Here is a 15882-nt window from a genome sequence, read left to right on the forward strand (position 1 = left end):
CTCAGAGCGGCACGGGCCGGTCGGCGGGAACGTCGGCCGGCCCTGCTGTCTCCAACTCGGCCGCCTGCTCGGCCGCCGCTGTCTCCGGCTCGGCAGCCGGTAGTCCGGTGAGGATCCGGTCGAAGGACCGTACCGTCGCCGCCCACGTGAACGCCCCAGCGGTCGCGAGCGCCCCCGCCGCCAACCGCTGACGCTCACCCTGCTCGGCCAGCAACCGCGTGATCGTCGCGCAGAACTCGGCCCGGTCGTCGACCAGGACGCCGGTCCGTCCGTCCCGTACCGACTCGGTCGGCCCACCCGCACTCCGGTACGCCACCGTCGGTACGCCGTGTCCCGCGGCCTCGCCGACGACGAGACCCCAGCCCTCCTTGAGACTCGGCAACGCGAGCACCCACGCCTCGTCGTACGCCGCGTGCTTGTCGTCCTCGCTGACGTGGCCGCGGAACTCCACCGCGTCCTCCAGCCCGCACTCGCGGACGTACGCGCGCAGCGAGTCCTCCCACCAGCCGGAGCCCACCACGATCAACCGCGCGTCCGGCATCGTTCGACGGGCGACGCCGATCGCGTCCACGGCGTGCTCCACCTGCTTGTGCGGCACGATGCGGCCCACGCACACCACGGTCGGTACGGAGGCCTGCGGTAACTGCCGTGCCGGTGCGGGGTCGGTCCCGTTGTGGATCACGTCGATCCGCGCCGCGTCGACCCGTAGATCGAGCAGCTCGTCCCGTGAGGCCGACGACACCGTGACGTACCGGCAGTCGCGGTACAGGCGGGGCGCCACGCGGGATTCCAGCCACCAACCGAAGCGTCCGCGCCAGCCCGGGTACACCACGGGCCACTGTTCCTGGTGGACGTGATGGACGAGGACGACGACGCCGTCACGACGTACGAGGCGGGTAAAGAATGGCAACCCGTTCTGTACGTCGATCACGTGGTCCGGGCGGCGCGACCACGTGTGCAGCAGGCCGCGCAGGTACACGGTCACCTTGCTGCCCCGGTAGAGGTAGCGCACCTCGTCCCGGTTCGCCTCGCGCGGACTGCCCGGGTACGCCGCGCACAGCACGGTGACCGACCAGCCCAGTACGGCAAGGCCTTTCGCGACCTCCTCCACGTACCGTTCGGAGCCCCCACCTTCCGGGTTCGTCGTGTCCCGCCAGTTCAGTATCAGCACGCTGGATGCACGCACCCCACTACCCCCACCTCACGTCGTTCCGCCCCCGGGTGATGGGCGGCGAGGTTACCAGGCAGTAACGATGTCCGCCAGAGGTCGCGAGATCCGTTATCGTCCCGCCTGTGTCCGAAGCGATCTCGAGCCCGCCGACCACCCCGCGGTGGACCGCCGACCTGGGTCGCGCCGTGCGGTTGTTCCGGGCGTTCGGGGTCGAGCAGACGGACCCGGATCGCTTCTACGGAACGCTCGCCGCGGACTCGGCCGGCCAGCTGTCCGCGTACGCCGAGCTGCGCGGCTCGGTGCTGCTCGACGTCGGCGGCGGACCCGGGTACTTCGCCGACGCGTTCCGGGCCGCGGGTGCCACGTACTACGCGATCGACTCGGATCTCGGGGAGCTGAGCGGCCGTGGTGAGCCGGCCCCGGGCACCGTCCTCGGCAGTGGGATGGCGTTGCCGGTCGGGGACGCGCAGGTGGACATCTGCTTCTCGTCCAACGTGCTCGAACACGTCCCGGATCCCTGGTTGATGGCCGACGAGCTGGTCCGGGTGACCAAGCCGGGCGGCACGGTCTTCCTCTCGTACACCGGTTGGTGGGGTCCGCACGGCGGCCACGAGACGGCGCCCTGGCACTTCCTCGGCGGACACCGGGCCGCGCGACGGTACGAGCGACGGACCGGGCACCGGCCGAAGAACGTGTTCGGTGAGTCGCTGTTCCCGATCACGGTCGCCGGCGGACTGCGCTGGGCCCGGCAGTGCGGTGACGCCGAACTGGTGGCCGCCTTCCCGCGCTACCACCCGCGCTGGGCGTACGGGGTCCTCGCGGTGCCGGGGGTGCGCGAGGTGGCGACCTGGAATCTCGTCCTGGTTCTGCGGCGCCGATGAAGGGACCGAAGACCGGCGGTACGGAACAGGTGGTCTGGGCGGCGCGGCTGGTCCTGGGCTGCCTGGTCCTGATCGCACTCTGCTTCCACCAGGCACCCGGCAAGATCGTGCCGGACACCAAGCTGGACCTCACCGCGGGACCCGGTGGCTTCCTGGCGAGGTCGCTGCACCTGTGGGACCCGCAGGGCGCGTTCGGGCAACTGCAGAACCAGGCGTACGGCTACCTGCTCCCGATGGGGCCGTTCCACTGGTTGCTGGACGCACTCACCGTGCCCGACTGGGTGACGCAGCGGCTGTGGTGGTCGCTGGTCCTGTGTGTCGCGTTCATCGGGGTGTGGAAGCTGGCCGGCGCCCTCGGGTACGGCGCACCATGGGCGCGGTTCGTGGCCGCGTTCCTGTACGCGGTGAGTCCGCGGATGCTCGGCGAGGTGGCGATCACCTCGATCGAGGTGTGGCCGATCGCGATGGCGCCGTGGGTACTGCTGCCGCTGGTGAGTCCACGGGCCCGGTCCGGGTGGTGGCGGGTCGGGTGGTCCGCGGCCGCGTTCGCCCTGGTCGGTGGCGTGAACGCGGTAGCCACCGGAGCGACCCTGATCCTGCCCGCGCTGTGGATCGCGACCAGGAAGCTGGACCGCTCGACGGTGAAGCTCGCCGTCGCCTGGCTGGGGTGTGTGGCCGCCGTGTCGGTGTGGTGGATGGTGCCGCTGCTCCTGCTCGGCCGGTACAGCCCGCCGTTCCTCGACTGGATCGAGGACGCCGCCGTGACGACCGGATCGGCCAGCGTGTTCGAGTCGTTCCGCGGGACGTCGCAGTGGCTCAACTTCCTCTCCACGGGCGACGGACCGACGTGGCCGGCCGGTTGGTTGTACGTCACGCAGCCCGCGTTGATCCTCACGACCGCCGCGGTCGCGTTGCTGGGCCTGGTGGGTCTGGCGATGGGCTCGCTGAAGCACCGTGGCTTCCTGCAGCTCTCCGTCCTGGTCGGCCTGCTGCTACTCACGATCGGCCACGCGGGCTCACCGCTGTCGGGCCCTGTGCGGGACTTGCTCGACGGCCCGCTCGCCGCGTTGCGCAACACCCACAAGTTCGAGCTGGTCGTGCGGTTGCCGCTGATGCTGGCCGCGGCGCACGCCCTGACTCGCCTGACGACCTGGTTGTCGGCCCGTGGCGTCCACAGGCGCATCGTGCCCGCGTTGGCGGCCTGTCTGGTCGTGTCGGTGGCCACGCCCGCGATCTTCGCGCAGCTGCCGCGCCCCGAGGGGTACGACGCGATCCCGGCGCACTGGCGTGAGGCGGCCGCCTGGCTGGACGGGCAGTCGACCACGGGCAGCGTCCTTGTCGTCCCGGCGGCGTCGTTCGCCGACTTCGGGTGGGGATCGACGAAGGACGAGCCGTTCCAGGCGTTGCTGAAGCGGCCGATGGCTGTGCGCGACGCGGTACCGCTCGGCTCGGCGGGTGCGACCCGTTGGCTGGACGAGATCGAGCGACGCCTCGGTTCGGGAGTAGGGGACCGGACGTTGCCGCAGGCTTTGCAGCGTGCCGGGGTGCGGTACGTGGTGGTCCGCAACGATCTGCGGGACGACGCCCAGGTGACGCCGACGCTGGCCGTGCACGAGAGCCTGGCCGAGTCCGGGGTCCAGCGGGTCGCGTCGTTCGGTCCCGTCGTCGGCAGCCCGATCGAGCAGCCCGGCGTGACGCTGGACGAGCGCACCCGGCTGCCGTACCCGAGTGTGGAGATCTTCGATGTCGGCGAGGTCGGCGCCGCGCGACTCGTCCCGCAGTCCCAGCTGGTCGAGGTCCGCGGCGCTCCCGAGGACGTGCCCGACGTTCTGACCGCGATCGGCGGCGACCGCGAGGCCGTACTCGGTGCGGACGCGAACGGCCTCGACCTTCCGCTCGTCCAGACCGACGGCGTGCAGCGGCGCGAGGTGTCGTTCGGCCGTCCGGCGGAGAACTACTCGGCCGTGATGTCCGCCGACGATCCCGGCCGGCAGGGCCGCCGATCGCTCGATTACGACTTCGCGCCCGACGCGGCCAGGACGACGAGATCGTGGGCGGGTGGTGTCGCCGACGTCCGCGCGTCCTCGTCGGCCGCCGACGCGGACGCCACGTTGCGGACCGGGCCGGGCAACGGGCCGTTCGCGGCCGTGGACGGTGATCCGTCGACGCGGTGGATCTCGGGCACGTACGGGCGCAGCGGCGGCGAGTGGATCGAGCTGAGTTTCGTCGCGCCGCGCAAGGTGAGCGACCTCAAGGTGCAGTTCTCGCTGGCCACGCCGACGACCGATCCGGTCCGTACCCTGAAGGTGGACACGGACAACGGCTCGCTGACCACGGTCGTCGCGGCGAACGACGAGCCGCAGGCCGTGCCCGCGCCGGACGGCCTCACCCAGCGCCTGCGGTTGAGCGTCGGTGTCACCGACGGCAAGAACCCGAACGGCGTCTCCATCGCCGAGATCGCGCTGCCCGGCCTGACGCCGGCGAGCCGGCTGACCGTTCCGGGTGGGCTCGAACGGCAGCCGGACGCGCTCGTCTTCCGTAACCAGCAGGCCGGCCGATCGGGCTGCCTGCACGCCAGAGTACGCCCGTTGTGCCGCTCGGCGTTCGGCAAGGACTCCGAGGAGCCGACCGGGTTGTACCGCAGCGTCGACCTGCCCACCGGTGCCTCGTACGAACTGCGCGGCACCGCACTCCCACGGGACGGCGAGGCGCTGGAGCGGTTGCTGGTCGTGCCGGGCTCGATCACGGCCACCGCGTCCTCGCGAGCGGTGAGCGCGCCCGAGGGACGACCAGGCGCTGTCGTCGATCAGGATCTCGGCACCGGGTGGATCGCGGCGGCCGGGGACACCCGGCCGCGGCTGACCTTGCAGTTGCCGGGGGCAAGGAAGTTGCAGGGGCTGCAGTTCCTCAGCGATCCGTACCTGGCCGCGTCCCGGCCGAGCGAGGTCGCGGTCCGGTTCGACGGCGGTGAGCCGGTCACGCTCGCGGTGACCGACGAGGGGTTCGTGACCTTCCCCGATCGGTTCCGCGCGGTCCGGACGGTCGAGCTCGGGTTCACCGCGACGAAGCCGCTGGTGGACGTGGACTCGGCGAGCGGGTACACCCGGACGCTCCCGGTCGGCGTGGCCGAGGTCCGGGTCCTCGGGGCGAACGATCTGCGCAAGGCGGTCGACCCCGGCGCGGCCACGGGAGCGGCCTGTGGGTTCGGTCCGTCGGTGCGCGTGGACGGCGTACCGGCGCCGACGCAGGTGAAGGCGACGATGCGGGACGTCCTGCAGCGGCGCCCGGTGACGTACACGCTCTGCGGGGGTGACGGCGTGCCGTTGCAGGGTGGGCGGCATACGATCGACGTCGTCGCGAGCAAGGACTTCGTCCCGGTCGAGGCCGAGTTCACCAAGAGCGGGTTCACGAAGCCTGCTGGTTCCGTGGTGCAGGACCTGAACGTCTGGCGCCGGGACCCGGCCCGCTTGACGGTCGAGGTCCCGCCGGCCGAGGAGCCGTCGGTGCTCACCGTGACCCAGAACTTCAACCCGGGCTGGGAGGCGTACGACAGCAGCGGCCGCAAGCTGGTCGCGATCCGGGTCGGTGGCTGGCAGCAGGGCTGGCTGGTCCCGGCGGGCAGCGAGCAGGTCGTCACGGCCCGGTTCATGCCCGACCGTACCTACCGGGCCGGCCTCCTGGTCGGTCTCGCCGGGCTGATCCTCGTCGCCGGCCTCACCGTCTTCGCCCGGCGTCACGCGGCCCGGCACTCGGGCCACCGGCTCCGCGAGGCGACCCGGCTCGGCGCCTGGCCGGCCTCGGTCCTCGTGGTGGCCGCAGGCACCTTCATCGCCGGCTGGGCCGGGCTGGCCGCGACCGTGATCGGCGCGGTGCTCGCCTGGTACCTGGCGGGTCGCCGGATCACCCTGATCGGCGTCCTGGCCGGGGTCGTCCTGCTCGGTGCCCTGGTCGCCGCCGTTCAGCCCTGGCCGGACGGGGGAGCGGGCGTCACGTCCGGAGTCGTCCAGGGATCCACCTTGCTCGGACTCTCGCTCGCGTTGCTGTCCCGCCCGACCGGCGACACGTCGTAGGTCCGGTCCCGTCGGCCGAGCCGCATGATCGGCCGCTCCATCAGGTAGTAGCTCGCGGCCGCCACCGCGATCGACACCACCAGTGTCGGCCAGAACAACACCGCGAACCGGCCGGTGAACAGCTCGACACCGAACAGCCGCTCGACCAGGACGAGCACCACCAGGTGGTAGCAGAACACCCCGTACGAGATGTCGCCCGCGACGTGACCGACCCGGCCGCCGAGGACCGCGGCCGCTCGCCGGGTGGGCGTGATCGCGGGGAACACCACGCAGGCCGCGATCGCGGTGTACAGCAGGCTCTTCACGAACGCCTGGGCCGCGCTCGGCGGGGTGAGGGCGTACGGACCGGCGAGCGGCGTGGCCGCGATCACCAGCAGCGCGGCGGCGGCGCCCCAGACGGTCCCAGGGACCTTGGCCAGCGTGTCCAGCGGCGACGCCTGCAACCGGCCGGAGCTCCGAGCCACCTGCCACAACGCGAAACCCATCCCGACCGCGAACCAGCCGAGGTACCCGGGTAGCCAGAGCCCGGCGCGCGGATGCCCGGTCGCGTTGATCCCGGCCATCCACAGGGGACCGAGCAAGGTGAAGCAGCACAGCACGGCCAGCCGCCAGCGAACCGCCCGCCGCGTCGGCCGCTGGTAGCTGGTCAGCAACCGCGCGAGGAACGGCAGCAGCAGGTAGAACGCCACCTCCGTCGCCAGGCTCCACAGTTGGGTCAGCCCATCGGCGGCCGGCCGGTCCACGTAGATCTGCGTCAGCGTCGCGTGCCGGACGAACGTCGACCAGTCGACCCCGCTCGGTTGCCGGACCAGCACCGCGGCCAGGATCACGGCGACCCAGAGCGCGGGCAGGATCCGCAGCGCGCGGTTGCGGAAGTACGGCAGCAGGTGCGGCTGCTCGGTCTCCTCGAACCAGGCGACCACGTGCGGCCGGTAGAGCAGGAACCCGGAGATCGCGAAGAAGATCGCCACCCCGACGTCGAGCCGGCTCAGCAACCCGGCGAACGGACCGTTCAGTGAGTCACCGCTGTGGAAGCCGACATGCGTGGTGAGCACGGCCAGCGCACCGGCCGCCCGCAGGCCGTCGAGGGCCGGGAACCGTTGCCGTCTCATCCACTCACCTTCGGTAGTCCGACGTCGATCTGCGCGAGACAAAGCGTGGTCCGCGGATCAGTCGTCCGCAACCTGACCGCGGTCGCCACGGTCCGCTCCGAGGCCCCGAAGTACATCGTGCCCACCCCGGCGGGCCAAGCCTCGGGCGGCCGCGGCATCGCGACCACCCGTCCGGACCCGTCGACCAACTCGACCTCCAACTCGACCTCATGAGGACTGAAGTAGCCGATCCGCGCGAACCAGTTGGCTCCGGCCGCGACCGCTGCCGTCGACCTCAACGGAAGCGTCGTCGTGACGGTACCGTTGATCGGCAGCCCACCGCAGATCTTGTTGCCCGTCGACGGTGTGACGGCCCTCGACCAGACGGCCAGGTCGGCAGTTCGCAGCCGGCCGGTGTCGTCGACGAGGTACGGCTCGGATCCGGCGGCCTGCAACCGGAACGGGATCCCGGTCATCCGCAGCACGGGGGAGAGGCGAGCGTCCGCGGCGAACACGGTGGTGACGTTGCCTGGCATCGTGACGTCCCAGAGGTTGACCGCCGGACCGGCCTTGTCCAGCTCGGCCCGCACGGTCGCGAAGTACTCGCGGGAGGGGTTGTGACCCCACAAGCTCGCGAATCGTACGTCCGAGACGATTGCGCCGGACGTGTACGCGACGAGGCAGGCGAGGACCGCGACCGGGGCCGCGGTCACCAGCCGCAGCGGCATCCGGATCGACCTGGCGCTGAGGACCACGGCCAGCGTCAACGGGATCGAGAGGTCCGACCAGTAGTGGTAGTGCACGGTGAACGTGGACCCGAAGACGTCGAAGCGCCCGTACGAGACGAGCAGCAACGTCACCGTCGTGTAGACGAGCACCGATCCCCATAACCACAGGGCCCGCCGATCGTCCCGCCAGGCGCCGGCGACGAGGACCACGGCGACCAGGGCCCCGAGGATCACGGCGACGACGGGCGGCTCCGCGATCCCGAACGGCGCCGAGATCGGGCTCCAGTCCCACGGCCCGCCGACGAGCGCGCCCAGAGGTACGGCGAAGGCGCGAGCGGCCAGGTCGGCCAGCTGTGCCGGGCCCGGTAGGTGGCCGTCGGACGGGGTACCACGGGTCGCGTAGATGGTGCCAAAGGCAACTACCGGGACGAGCAGGGCGGCCGCGTACGGCCAGGTGCGGCGGGCCCAGGCGCTGACGGCCGAGTCGCGGACGTACATCGAGAGCGCCAGTGCGGTGACGAGGATCAGCCCGGACTTCTCCCAGCAGAACAAGGAGATCAGTACCGAAAGGGGGCCCAGGGCAATCGCTCGGCGGCGGTGACCGGACGACCAGTCGAGGGTGGCGTGCAGCAGGAGCAGGCCGAAGACGTGGGCGGGCAGATTGTTCACGCCGCTCGACAGCGACATGAAGGAGGGCATGCTCAGCGGCGTCAACGCGTAGAAGAGCGTGCCGATCACCACCCACCAGCTCCGGCCGATCAGGCGGAGCAGAAGCAGGCCCAGCAACGCGATCGCCACCGCCTGCAGCAGCGCCCGCCAGGCGACCGTGACGTCCCAGTTCAGCGGGGCCAGGTGCGCGAACGACGCGTACACGAACCGCAGGCCGGGGGCGATGTGGTCGTTCAACGGCGTCAGCAGCGCGGTCGGCGCGAACCCCCGGCTGCCCTGGACTAGGAAGTCGAGGTCGTCGCTCAGCCACGAACCGCGACGCGCGAGCAGGCCGAGGACCCCGGCCTGGACGAGCGCGACGGCGAGCACGACGACCCGCAGGACAGCCGGTTCCGGCGGTTGGCGCAGCCGCCCCACCGCGGCTCGGATCCCCCTCATGGGCCGGGACTATATGACAGTTCGGCCACTGCCGGATTTTGTCCGTCCCCGTCTCTGTTCAGCGTGGCTACTCACTGGTAGCGTCCCGCGGACAGACCGGGAGGGGATGTCGTGGGGAATCGCAGTAGGGCCCTGGTGATCGCACTGGGGATCTTCTTCGTCGGGGTGGCCGTACTCGCCAAGTTCTACGCCTATCCGACGCTTGCCGTCGCGCCTGCGGACCAGGTCGCGCACACGGTGTCCGTGGGGGCGGACGCCACCATCTTCAGCGTGGCCGACCTGGCCGAGAAGACTGGCGTCGAGCTGGAGTCGCGGCGGACGGTCCGCGGTGACGTGGTCGCCGCCGAGCGGATCGGCAAGGCGCTCGGCCGGGACGTGGTCGTCTTCGACACCGCCGTCGTGACCGACGACTCGAAGGACTACAAGTTCCCCGACGACACGACGAAGGACGCGGCCAAGACCGAGCTCGCGCCGTTGAGCTTCGTGCAGGAGCGGGTCGTCCTGGACGCGCACACCGGTGAGGCGGTGCGCTGGAACCCGAGCGACCCGGGCGACAACAGCGGGGAGTACATCACCACCACGCTGAAGCCCGAGGACCGGCTGAAGCCCGAGGAGGGCAGCCCGTTCTTCCAGGGACACGAGGGCCTGGTGCTGAAGTTCCCGTTCGGCACCGAGAAGAAGACGTACAAATTCTGGGACACCACCACCCGCAAGGCGTACCCGATCTCGTTCAAGCGCGAGGCGGAGCTGAACGGGCTGAAGGTGTACGTGTTCGAGCAGGACGTGCCGAAGCAGGACCTGCCGCAGGCCAAGCCGCTGCTCGTCCCCGGCAAGCTGGTCGGCGAACAGGGCCTGGACTCCGTCGAGGTGCAGCGCAGCTACCAGAACACCCGGACGCTGTGGATCGAACCGGTCACCGGCGCGATCATCAAGGGCCAGGAGCAACAGCTCGCCACCCTCGACTACCAGGGCGACGCCAAGGTCACCGCGACCCGGGTGACGATCGCGTACGACGACGCCACGGTGAAGAAGAACATCGAAGGCGCCCGGGAGAACGGCCGGGACGAGGGCGGGTACCAGGACAAGGCGGCCCAGCTCCAGCTGATCGGCTTCTGGGTCCCGCTGGTCGCGCTGGTCGTCGGGCTGCTGCTGCTCGGCCTGGTGGTCGTGCTCTCGATCCGGCGACGTCCTGCGTCCGGCTGACCTGACGTCTGGCCGGCGTCTGGCCGGCGTCGGGCCGGCGTCGGGACGAGGTCAGGCCGAGGTCAGGCTTTGTGGGCGGACCAGATCGCGGTGCCGGGAATGAGCCGGCCGCGGTCCGGTCCCCAGCCGCCCCAGACCAGGTCGTGCCCGGCCGGCCACTCCGGTTCGAGCAGGTCGTCCACCACGAACCCGGCCCCGGTGAGCGCCCGGACCCAGTCGCCCAGGGTGCGGTGGTGCTCGGCGTAGACGGGGACGTCGTGGTCGTCGACCTCGACGTAGGGCGTGCGGTCGAAGTACGAGTGATTGATCCGCAGTCCGGCCGGGGTGGGATCGTCCGGCAGGCTCCAGCGGATCGGGTGGGTGACCGAGAACACCAGCAGCCCCTGGGGTTTGAGCACCCGCGCGATCTCGGTCAGCGCGGCCTCGGCGTCGGCGACGAACGGGAGTGCGCCGAAGGCCGAGCAGACGATGTCGAAGGCGGCGTCGCGGAACGGGATGGCGACCGCGTCAGCGGCCACGGTACGGACCGACGTACCGGTGCGCCGGTCGAGGTCCTTGCCGATCCGGAGCTGTTCGGGGGAGATGTCGAACGCGACCACGTCGGCGCCCTGCTTGCTCAGCCACCGTGAGCACTGCGCGGCACCGCACCCGACTTCGAGGACGCGCCGGCCGCGGGTACTGCCGAGCAGTCGGGCGTGTTCCTCGTCGACCCCTTCGGGACACCAGACGAACCGGTCGTCGCCGAGGAAGTCGCCGTGCTCGGCCAGGTACTCCTCGGCTGCCGAGTCCCAGTAGGTCCGGCTGGCGTGGGATGTCTGAGCTTCGGTGAGCTCGATCCGCTGCGGCTCGACCACGCCGTCACCCTAGCGTCCCGGGGTCTGCAGCCCCCGAGACCGGTAGGTGTTACCCGTCCAGCCGGGTGTCGGCATAGACGGTCATCGCGTCCCGCAGGTACTCGGTCACGCCGCCGTCGCCGATGGCGTCGTGGAACCGCGGGTCGTCGACGTACAACTGCCCGAGGCCCTTGTACGCCTCCCGGTTCGGCGTCCAGAACAGACACGTCACCTCGTAGTGGAACTGGATCAGCTCCTGCACGCTCGGGTCGGACACGTCGGCTCCTTCCGCCCGCAGGGCCGCGAGCCCCTCGTGCACCTTCGGGTACCCGGTGCGCGCCTTCTCGGCGTCCGACTCGGACCAGCCGCGCATCCGCTCCCGGCTCGCGTCGACGGCCGCGTCGCCCCAGCGCTCGCGCGCCTCGGCCTCGTACGGGTTGTGCTCGAATCCCTCGAACACCTTCTCCGGCGTCACTTCTCCTCCTTCTCTGATGCTCTCGATGGTGCGGTCGACGGTCCGGACCAGGTGGGCGAGCCGCTGCTGTTCCTTCAGCAGCCACTCCTTGTGCCGGCCGAGCACCGCGATCGTGTCGCCGGTACTGCGGTGCGCGATCACCTCGGCGACCACGTCCAGGCCGAGCCCGAGATCGCGGAGCAGCAGGATCTGCTGCAACGTGAGCAGCTGTTCTTCGGCGTAGTACCGGCGGCCGTTCGGCGCGGTGCGGGCCGGCACGAGCAGCCCGATCGCGTGGTAGTGCCGCAGCGTCCGCGAAGTCACGCCGGACGCCTTGGCCACCTCGGCGATCGACCAGGCCACCACAGTTCTCCCGTCTCGCTCCATCGACTGACGGGTCCGACGCTAGAGGTTGTCGCTACGTCAACTTCAAACCTATTTCGTGGCCTGCTCGGCGAGCGCCCGGTTCATCGCGTGGAACTGCGGCTCGATGGTGTCGCGCAGCATGCCCGCGGTGAACGGGACCGCGACGCCGCGGAAGACCTCCTCCTGGACGAGCTTGGACCGGCCGCCCGGCAGCGGTTCGATCCGGAACGCGTGCTCGCCGTCGAAGATGCCGCCGAACCCGACGCTGCCGATCCAGCGCAGTTCCTTGCCCGGCTCGACCGCGAGCAGTTCCGGGTCGAACGTGGTCTCCTTGCCGTTGGTGTCGCGCAGCGTGTTGCTGATGACGTTGCCGACGACGAGATCGCCGGTCGAGCGGACCATGAACGGGTTCCAGTCCGGGTACGCCGCCCGGTCGGCCAGGACGCGCCAGACCGCGTCCGGGCTCGCGTCGATCTCGATCTCGGTGTGCAGCACGGTCGGCCTGGCGATCGCGTACGTGGAGTACCCGATCAGGACGACGAGCGCGGCGCCGAGGCCGATCAGCAGGCGGCGGCGCTTCTTCTTGGTGATGGGCTTCTTCGGGGTGGATGCGGTGACGGTCATCGGGGCTCCTTGCCCAGCACGCTGTCGACCAGCGTCCTGGCGTAGTCGGCGGAGAGCGGCTCACCCGTGACGAGGAGCCGGTAGTACAGGGGGCCGACCAGTTGGTCGACGAGGGTCTCGGGGGCGACGTGGTCGAGGACGAGCCCTTGCTGCTGGGCGTTCGCGACGACGGCGGTGACGGCGGCGTGCCGCTCGGCCCAGAGGGCGCGGACCCGGTCGCCGACGCGCGGTTCGCGGGCGGCCGCGGCGGCGAGATCGGCGACCAGGGCGGGGGGAGTGGCGGCGAGGCCGGCGGCGATCGTGGCGACCAGATTGGTCAGGTCGCCGCGTGGATCGTCGGTCGGCGCGAACGGTACGTCCTCGCGCAGGTGGGCGATCAGGGCGACGACCAGCTCGGCCTTCGACGGCCAGCGCCGGTAGATGGTGGTCTTGGCGACCCCGGCCCGCTCGGCGACCCGGTCGATCGACAGCCCGTCGTACCCGCGGTGCCGGAGCTCCTCGCCGGCCGCGGCTAGCACCTTGCCGTCGACCGCCATGTCCCTGGGCCTGACCATGTCCGCCTTCTTTCCGCTACGGGTGTTTCGAAACAAGAGTAGCGTAATCGAACTGTCGGGGGAATGGGGCAGGATGCGCGAATGGACGGGTTCGAGGCGATCGCGGCGAGCGCGGTACCGCTGACGGGTGGCTACGGCGGGGAGACGTACGCCGTGAGCGCGGCCGGCGAGGACGCGGTGCTGCGGTTGTACGTGCGGCATCCGGAGCGGGCCGTGGTCGACATGGCGTTGCTGCGGCTGGTTCGTGGGTTGTTGCCGGTGCCGCGAGTCCTGGACGCGATGCCGGAGCCCGACCTGGAGGGTGCCCCGCCTTATGTGCTCACCGAGCGGCTGCCGGGGATCAACCTGGAGCGGTACCTCGAGACCGCGGGTGACGACGAGCGGGGGAAGGTGGGGGAGCAGCTCGGCGAACTGCTGGTCCGGCTGAGCGGGATGCCGTTCCTGCGGTACGGCGAGTTCTCCGGTCCCGACCTGGAGATCCGGTCGTTCGAGAGCGACCTGCTGCGCTGGTTCCACACCAAGGTCGAGGACCTCGGCCTGGCCCGGGACCAGGTGGAGTCGCTGACCGGGGTGATCGACCGGATCGGTGACCTCGAGGCGACCGGCGCGGACCGGATCTGCCTGGTCCACAGCGACTTCAACCCGAAGAACCTGCTCGTCGATCCGGAGACCGCCGAGCTCACCGGGCTGATCGACTGGGAGTTCGCCCACGCCGGCTCGCCGTACACCGACCTGGGGAACGTGCTGCGTTTCTGTACCGACCCGGTGCTCGGCTCCGCGGTACTCCGCGTCGTCCGGGCCGGGGCGCCCGGGCTCGGGGACCGGCTCGAGGAGCGGGGCCGGGCGGCGGATCTGTGGGCGCTGTTCGACCTCGCGGCCCGCTCGGGGCAGAACCCGGTGACCACCGCCGCGCACGACCTGATCCGGCGGATCGCCGACACGGGCGACCTGTCCGGAGGCCGCCCGGACCTCGACGTCGTACATTGAGAGCAGTGAGCACGTCGAGCGACCTCGGCGGGCGGCCGGTATGCCCGGGTGCCCCGGGTTGTGCTGCCTTCGTCAATACCCGTATTCTGTGAGATGCGCTATGGGCCCGCGCGACCTCGGACGGAGCAGGCCCGTGCTCGCAGCAGTCGGTGGTGATTCTGTTCGGTCAGGCAACCCAGCGTTTGGTGCGATCAAAGGTCCATGACGCACCCGCACGACACCATCAGCCCACGGAGCAACCCACCACATGACGGCCAGCATCGAGGCACCTCTCGACCCCGCAGTGCGCAACACCCCGCAGGTAGCGGTCAATGACATCGGGTCGGAGGAAGACTTCCTCGCGGCGATCGATCAGACCATCAAGTACTTCAACGACGGCGACATCGTCGAGGGCACCATCGTCAAGGTCGACCGGGACGAGGTCCTGCTCGACATCGGTTACAAGACCGAAGGCGTCATCCCCTCGCGCGAGCTGTCGATCAAGCACGACGTCGACCCGAACGAGGTCGTCAACGTCGGCGACCACGTCGAGGCCCTGGTTCTCCAGAAGGAGGACAAGGAAGGTCGCCTGATCCTCTCGAAGAAGCGCGCCCAGTACGAGAAGGCCTGGGGCACGATCGAGAAGATCAAGGAAGAGGACGGCGTCGTCACCGGTACCGTCATCGAGGTCGTCAAGGGTGGACTCATCCTCGACATCGGCCTCCGTGGCTTCCTGCCGGCCTCGCTCGTCGAGATGCGCCGGGTCCGCGACCTTCAGCCGTACGTCGGCCAGGAGATCGAGGCCAAGATCATCGAGCTGGACAAGAACCGCAACAACGTGGTCCTGTCCCGCCGGGCGTGGCTGGAGCAGACGCAGTCCGAGGTGCGGATGAACTTCCTCACCCAGCTGCAGAAGGGCCAGATCCGCAAGGGTGTCGTCTCCTCGATCGTCAACTTCGGTGCGTTCGTGGACCTCGGCGGCGTCGACGGCCTGGTGCACGTCTCGGAGCTGTCCTGGAAGCACATCGACCACCCGACCGAGGTCGTCGAGGTCGGCCAGGAGGTCACCGTCGAGGTGCTGGACGTCGACATGGACCGCGAGCGCGTCTCGCTGTCGCTGAAGGCGACCCAGGAAGACCCGTGGCAGCAGTTCGCCCGGACCCACCAGATGGGCCAGATCGTGCCCGGCAAGGTCACCAAGCTGGTTCCGTTCGGTGCGTTCGTCCGCGTGGAGGAGGGCATCGAGGGTCTGGTGCACATCTCCGAGCTGGCCGAGCGGCACGTCGAGATCCCGGAGCAGGTCGTCCAGGTCAACGACGACGTCATGGTCAAGATCATCGACATCGACCTGGAGCGTCGCCGGATCTCGCTGTCGCTGAAGCAGGCGAACGAGGGTGTCGACCCCGTGTCGGACGACTTCGACCCCACGCTCTACGGCATGGCGGCGACGTACGACAAGGACGGCAACTACATCTACCCCGAGGGCTTCGACCCGGAGACCGGCGAGTGGCTCGAGGGCTTCGACGCTCAGCGCGAGGAGTGGGAGCGGCAGTACGCCGAGGCCCACACGCGCTGGGAGGCCCACAAGAAGCAGATCGAGGAGGCCAAGTCGGCCGACGTCGAGGCCGGCGAGGCGTCGTCGTACTCCTCGTCCGCGGCTCCGGTCAACGACAACACGCCCGCCGAGGGCGCGCTGGCTTCCGACGAGGCGCTGCAGGCGCTGCGTGAGAAGCTGACCGGCCAGGGCTGACCTGCCGAGTAGGACCCGAGGCCCCCGCACCCCCGTACTGGGTGCGGGGGCCTCGCCTTTGTCCGGGTCCGGTGGTCTGCCGGT

12 protein-coding genes are annotated in these 15882 nt (G+C 70.3%); 5 read left to right on the plus strand and 7 right to left on the minus strand.

Annotated features, from left to right (window positions below; all coding sequences use genetic code 11):
- Window position 1: 1 nt before the first annotated feature.
- Entirely contained in the window at window positions 2-1186 is a 1185-nt protein-coding gene (locus FB561_RS24180) for a glycosyltransferase family 4 protein (protein ID WP_238335025.1), read from the minus strand.
- Between the two features lie 107 nt (window positions 1187-1293).
- Between FB561_RS24180 and FB561_RS39040 the strand changes: the two genes are divergently transcribed.
- Together FB561_RS39040 and FB561_RS24190 are read left to right on the plus strand one after the other, a co-directional pair.
- Window positions 1294-2052 carry a class I SAM-dependent methyltransferase gene (locus tag FB561_RS39040; RefSeq protein WP_272952563.1) on the plus strand — a complete coding sequence of 253 codons (759 nt, stop codon included), beginning with the start codon at window positions 1294-1296 and terminating at the stop codon, window positions 2050-2052.
- On the plus strand, window positions 2049-6122 hold the full coding sequence (locus tag FB561_RS24190; protein ID WP_145810550.1) for an alpha-(1->3)-arabinofuranosyltransferase: 4074 nt from the start codon (window positions 2049-2051) through the stop codon (window positions 6120-6122). The genes FB561_RS39040 and FB561_RS24190 overlap by 4 nt, the downstream gene beginning before the upstream one ends.
- On the opposite strand, the gene FB561_RS24195 is transcribed toward FB561_RS24190, so the two are convergent.
- Both FB561_RS24195 and FB561_RS24200 read right to left on the minus strand, forming a co-directional pair.
- Window positions 6011-7234, minus strand: coding sequence for an acyltransferase family protein (locus tag FB561_RS24195; protein ID WP_145810552.1), 1224 nt, complete (start codon window positions 7232-7234; stop codon window positions 6011-6013). The genes FB561_RS24190 and FB561_RS24195 overlap by 112 nt on opposite strands.
- Window positions 7231-9048, minus strand: coding sequence for a hypothetical protein (locus FB561_RS24200; RefSeq protein WP_145810554.1), 1818 nt, complete (start codon window positions 9046-9048; stop codon window positions 7231-7233). The genes FB561_RS24195 and FB561_RS24200 overlap by 4 nt, the downstream gene beginning before the upstream one ends.
- A 111-nt stretch (window positions 9049-9159) precedes the next feature.
- On the opposite strand from FB561_RS24200, the gene pgfA reads away from it, so the two are divergent.
- Window positions 9160-10251, plus strand: coding sequence for a cell envelope lipid trafficking protein PgfA (gene pgfA, locus FB561_RS24205; RefSeq protein ID WP_145810556.1), 1092 nt, complete (start codon window positions 9160-9162; stop codon window positions 10249-10251).
- A gap of 62 nt (window positions 10252-10313) precedes the next feature.
- Here pgfA and FB561_RS24210 read toward each other — a convergent pair whose 3' ends face one another.
- The 4 genes from FB561_RS24210 to FB561_RS24225 form a co-directional block, all read right to left on the minus strand.
- On the minus strand, window positions 10314-11105 hold the full coding sequence (locus FB561_RS24210; RefSeq protein WP_145810558.1) for a class I SAM-dependent methyltransferase: 792 nt from the start codon (window positions 11103-11105) through the stop codon (window positions 10314-10316).
- 49 nt (window positions 11106-11154) lie between these two features.
- Complete coding sequence (locus tag FB561_RS24215) at window positions 11155-11901, minus strand: MerR family transcriptional regulator (protein WP_145810559.1); 747 nt, start codon at window positions 11899-11901, stop codon at window positions 11155-11157.
- A gap of 72 nt (window positions 11902-11973) precedes the next feature.
- Entirely contained in the window at window positions 11974-12528 is a 555-nt protein-coding gene (locus FB561_RS24220; protein ID WP_145810563.1) for an SRPBCC domain-containing protein, read from the minus strand.
- Complete coding sequence (locus FB561_RS24225) at window positions 12525-13082, minus strand: TetR/AcrR family transcriptional regulator (RefSeq protein WP_145810565.1); 558 nt, start codon at window positions 13080-13082, stop codon at window positions 12525-12527. The genes FB561_RS24220 and FB561_RS24225 overlap by 4 nt, the downstream gene beginning before the upstream one ends.
- 81 nt (window positions 13083-13163) lie before the next feature.
- On the opposite strand from FB561_RS24225, the gene FB561_RS24230 reads away from it, so the two are divergent.
- Both FB561_RS24230 and rpsA read left to right on the plus strand, forming a co-directional pair.
- Entirely contained in the window at window positions 13164-14069 is a 906-nt protein-coding gene (locus FB561_RS24230; RefSeq protein WP_145810567.1) for a phosphotransferase family protein, read from the plus strand.
- 247 nt (window positions 14070-14316) lie between these two features.
- Window positions 14317-15798, plus strand: coding sequence for a 30S ribosomal protein S1 (rpsA, locus tag FB561_RS24235; RefSeq protein ID WP_145810569.1), 1482 nt, complete (start codon window positions 14317-14319; stop codon window positions 15796-15798).
- Window positions 15799-15882: the final 84 nt, after the last annotated feature.

Origin of the sequence: Kribbella amoyensis (genome assembly GCF_007828865.1) — a bacterium.
GTDB classification, from domain to species: Bacteria; Actinomycetota; Actinomycetes; order Propionibacteriales; family Kribbellaceae; genus Kribbella; species Kribbella amoyensis.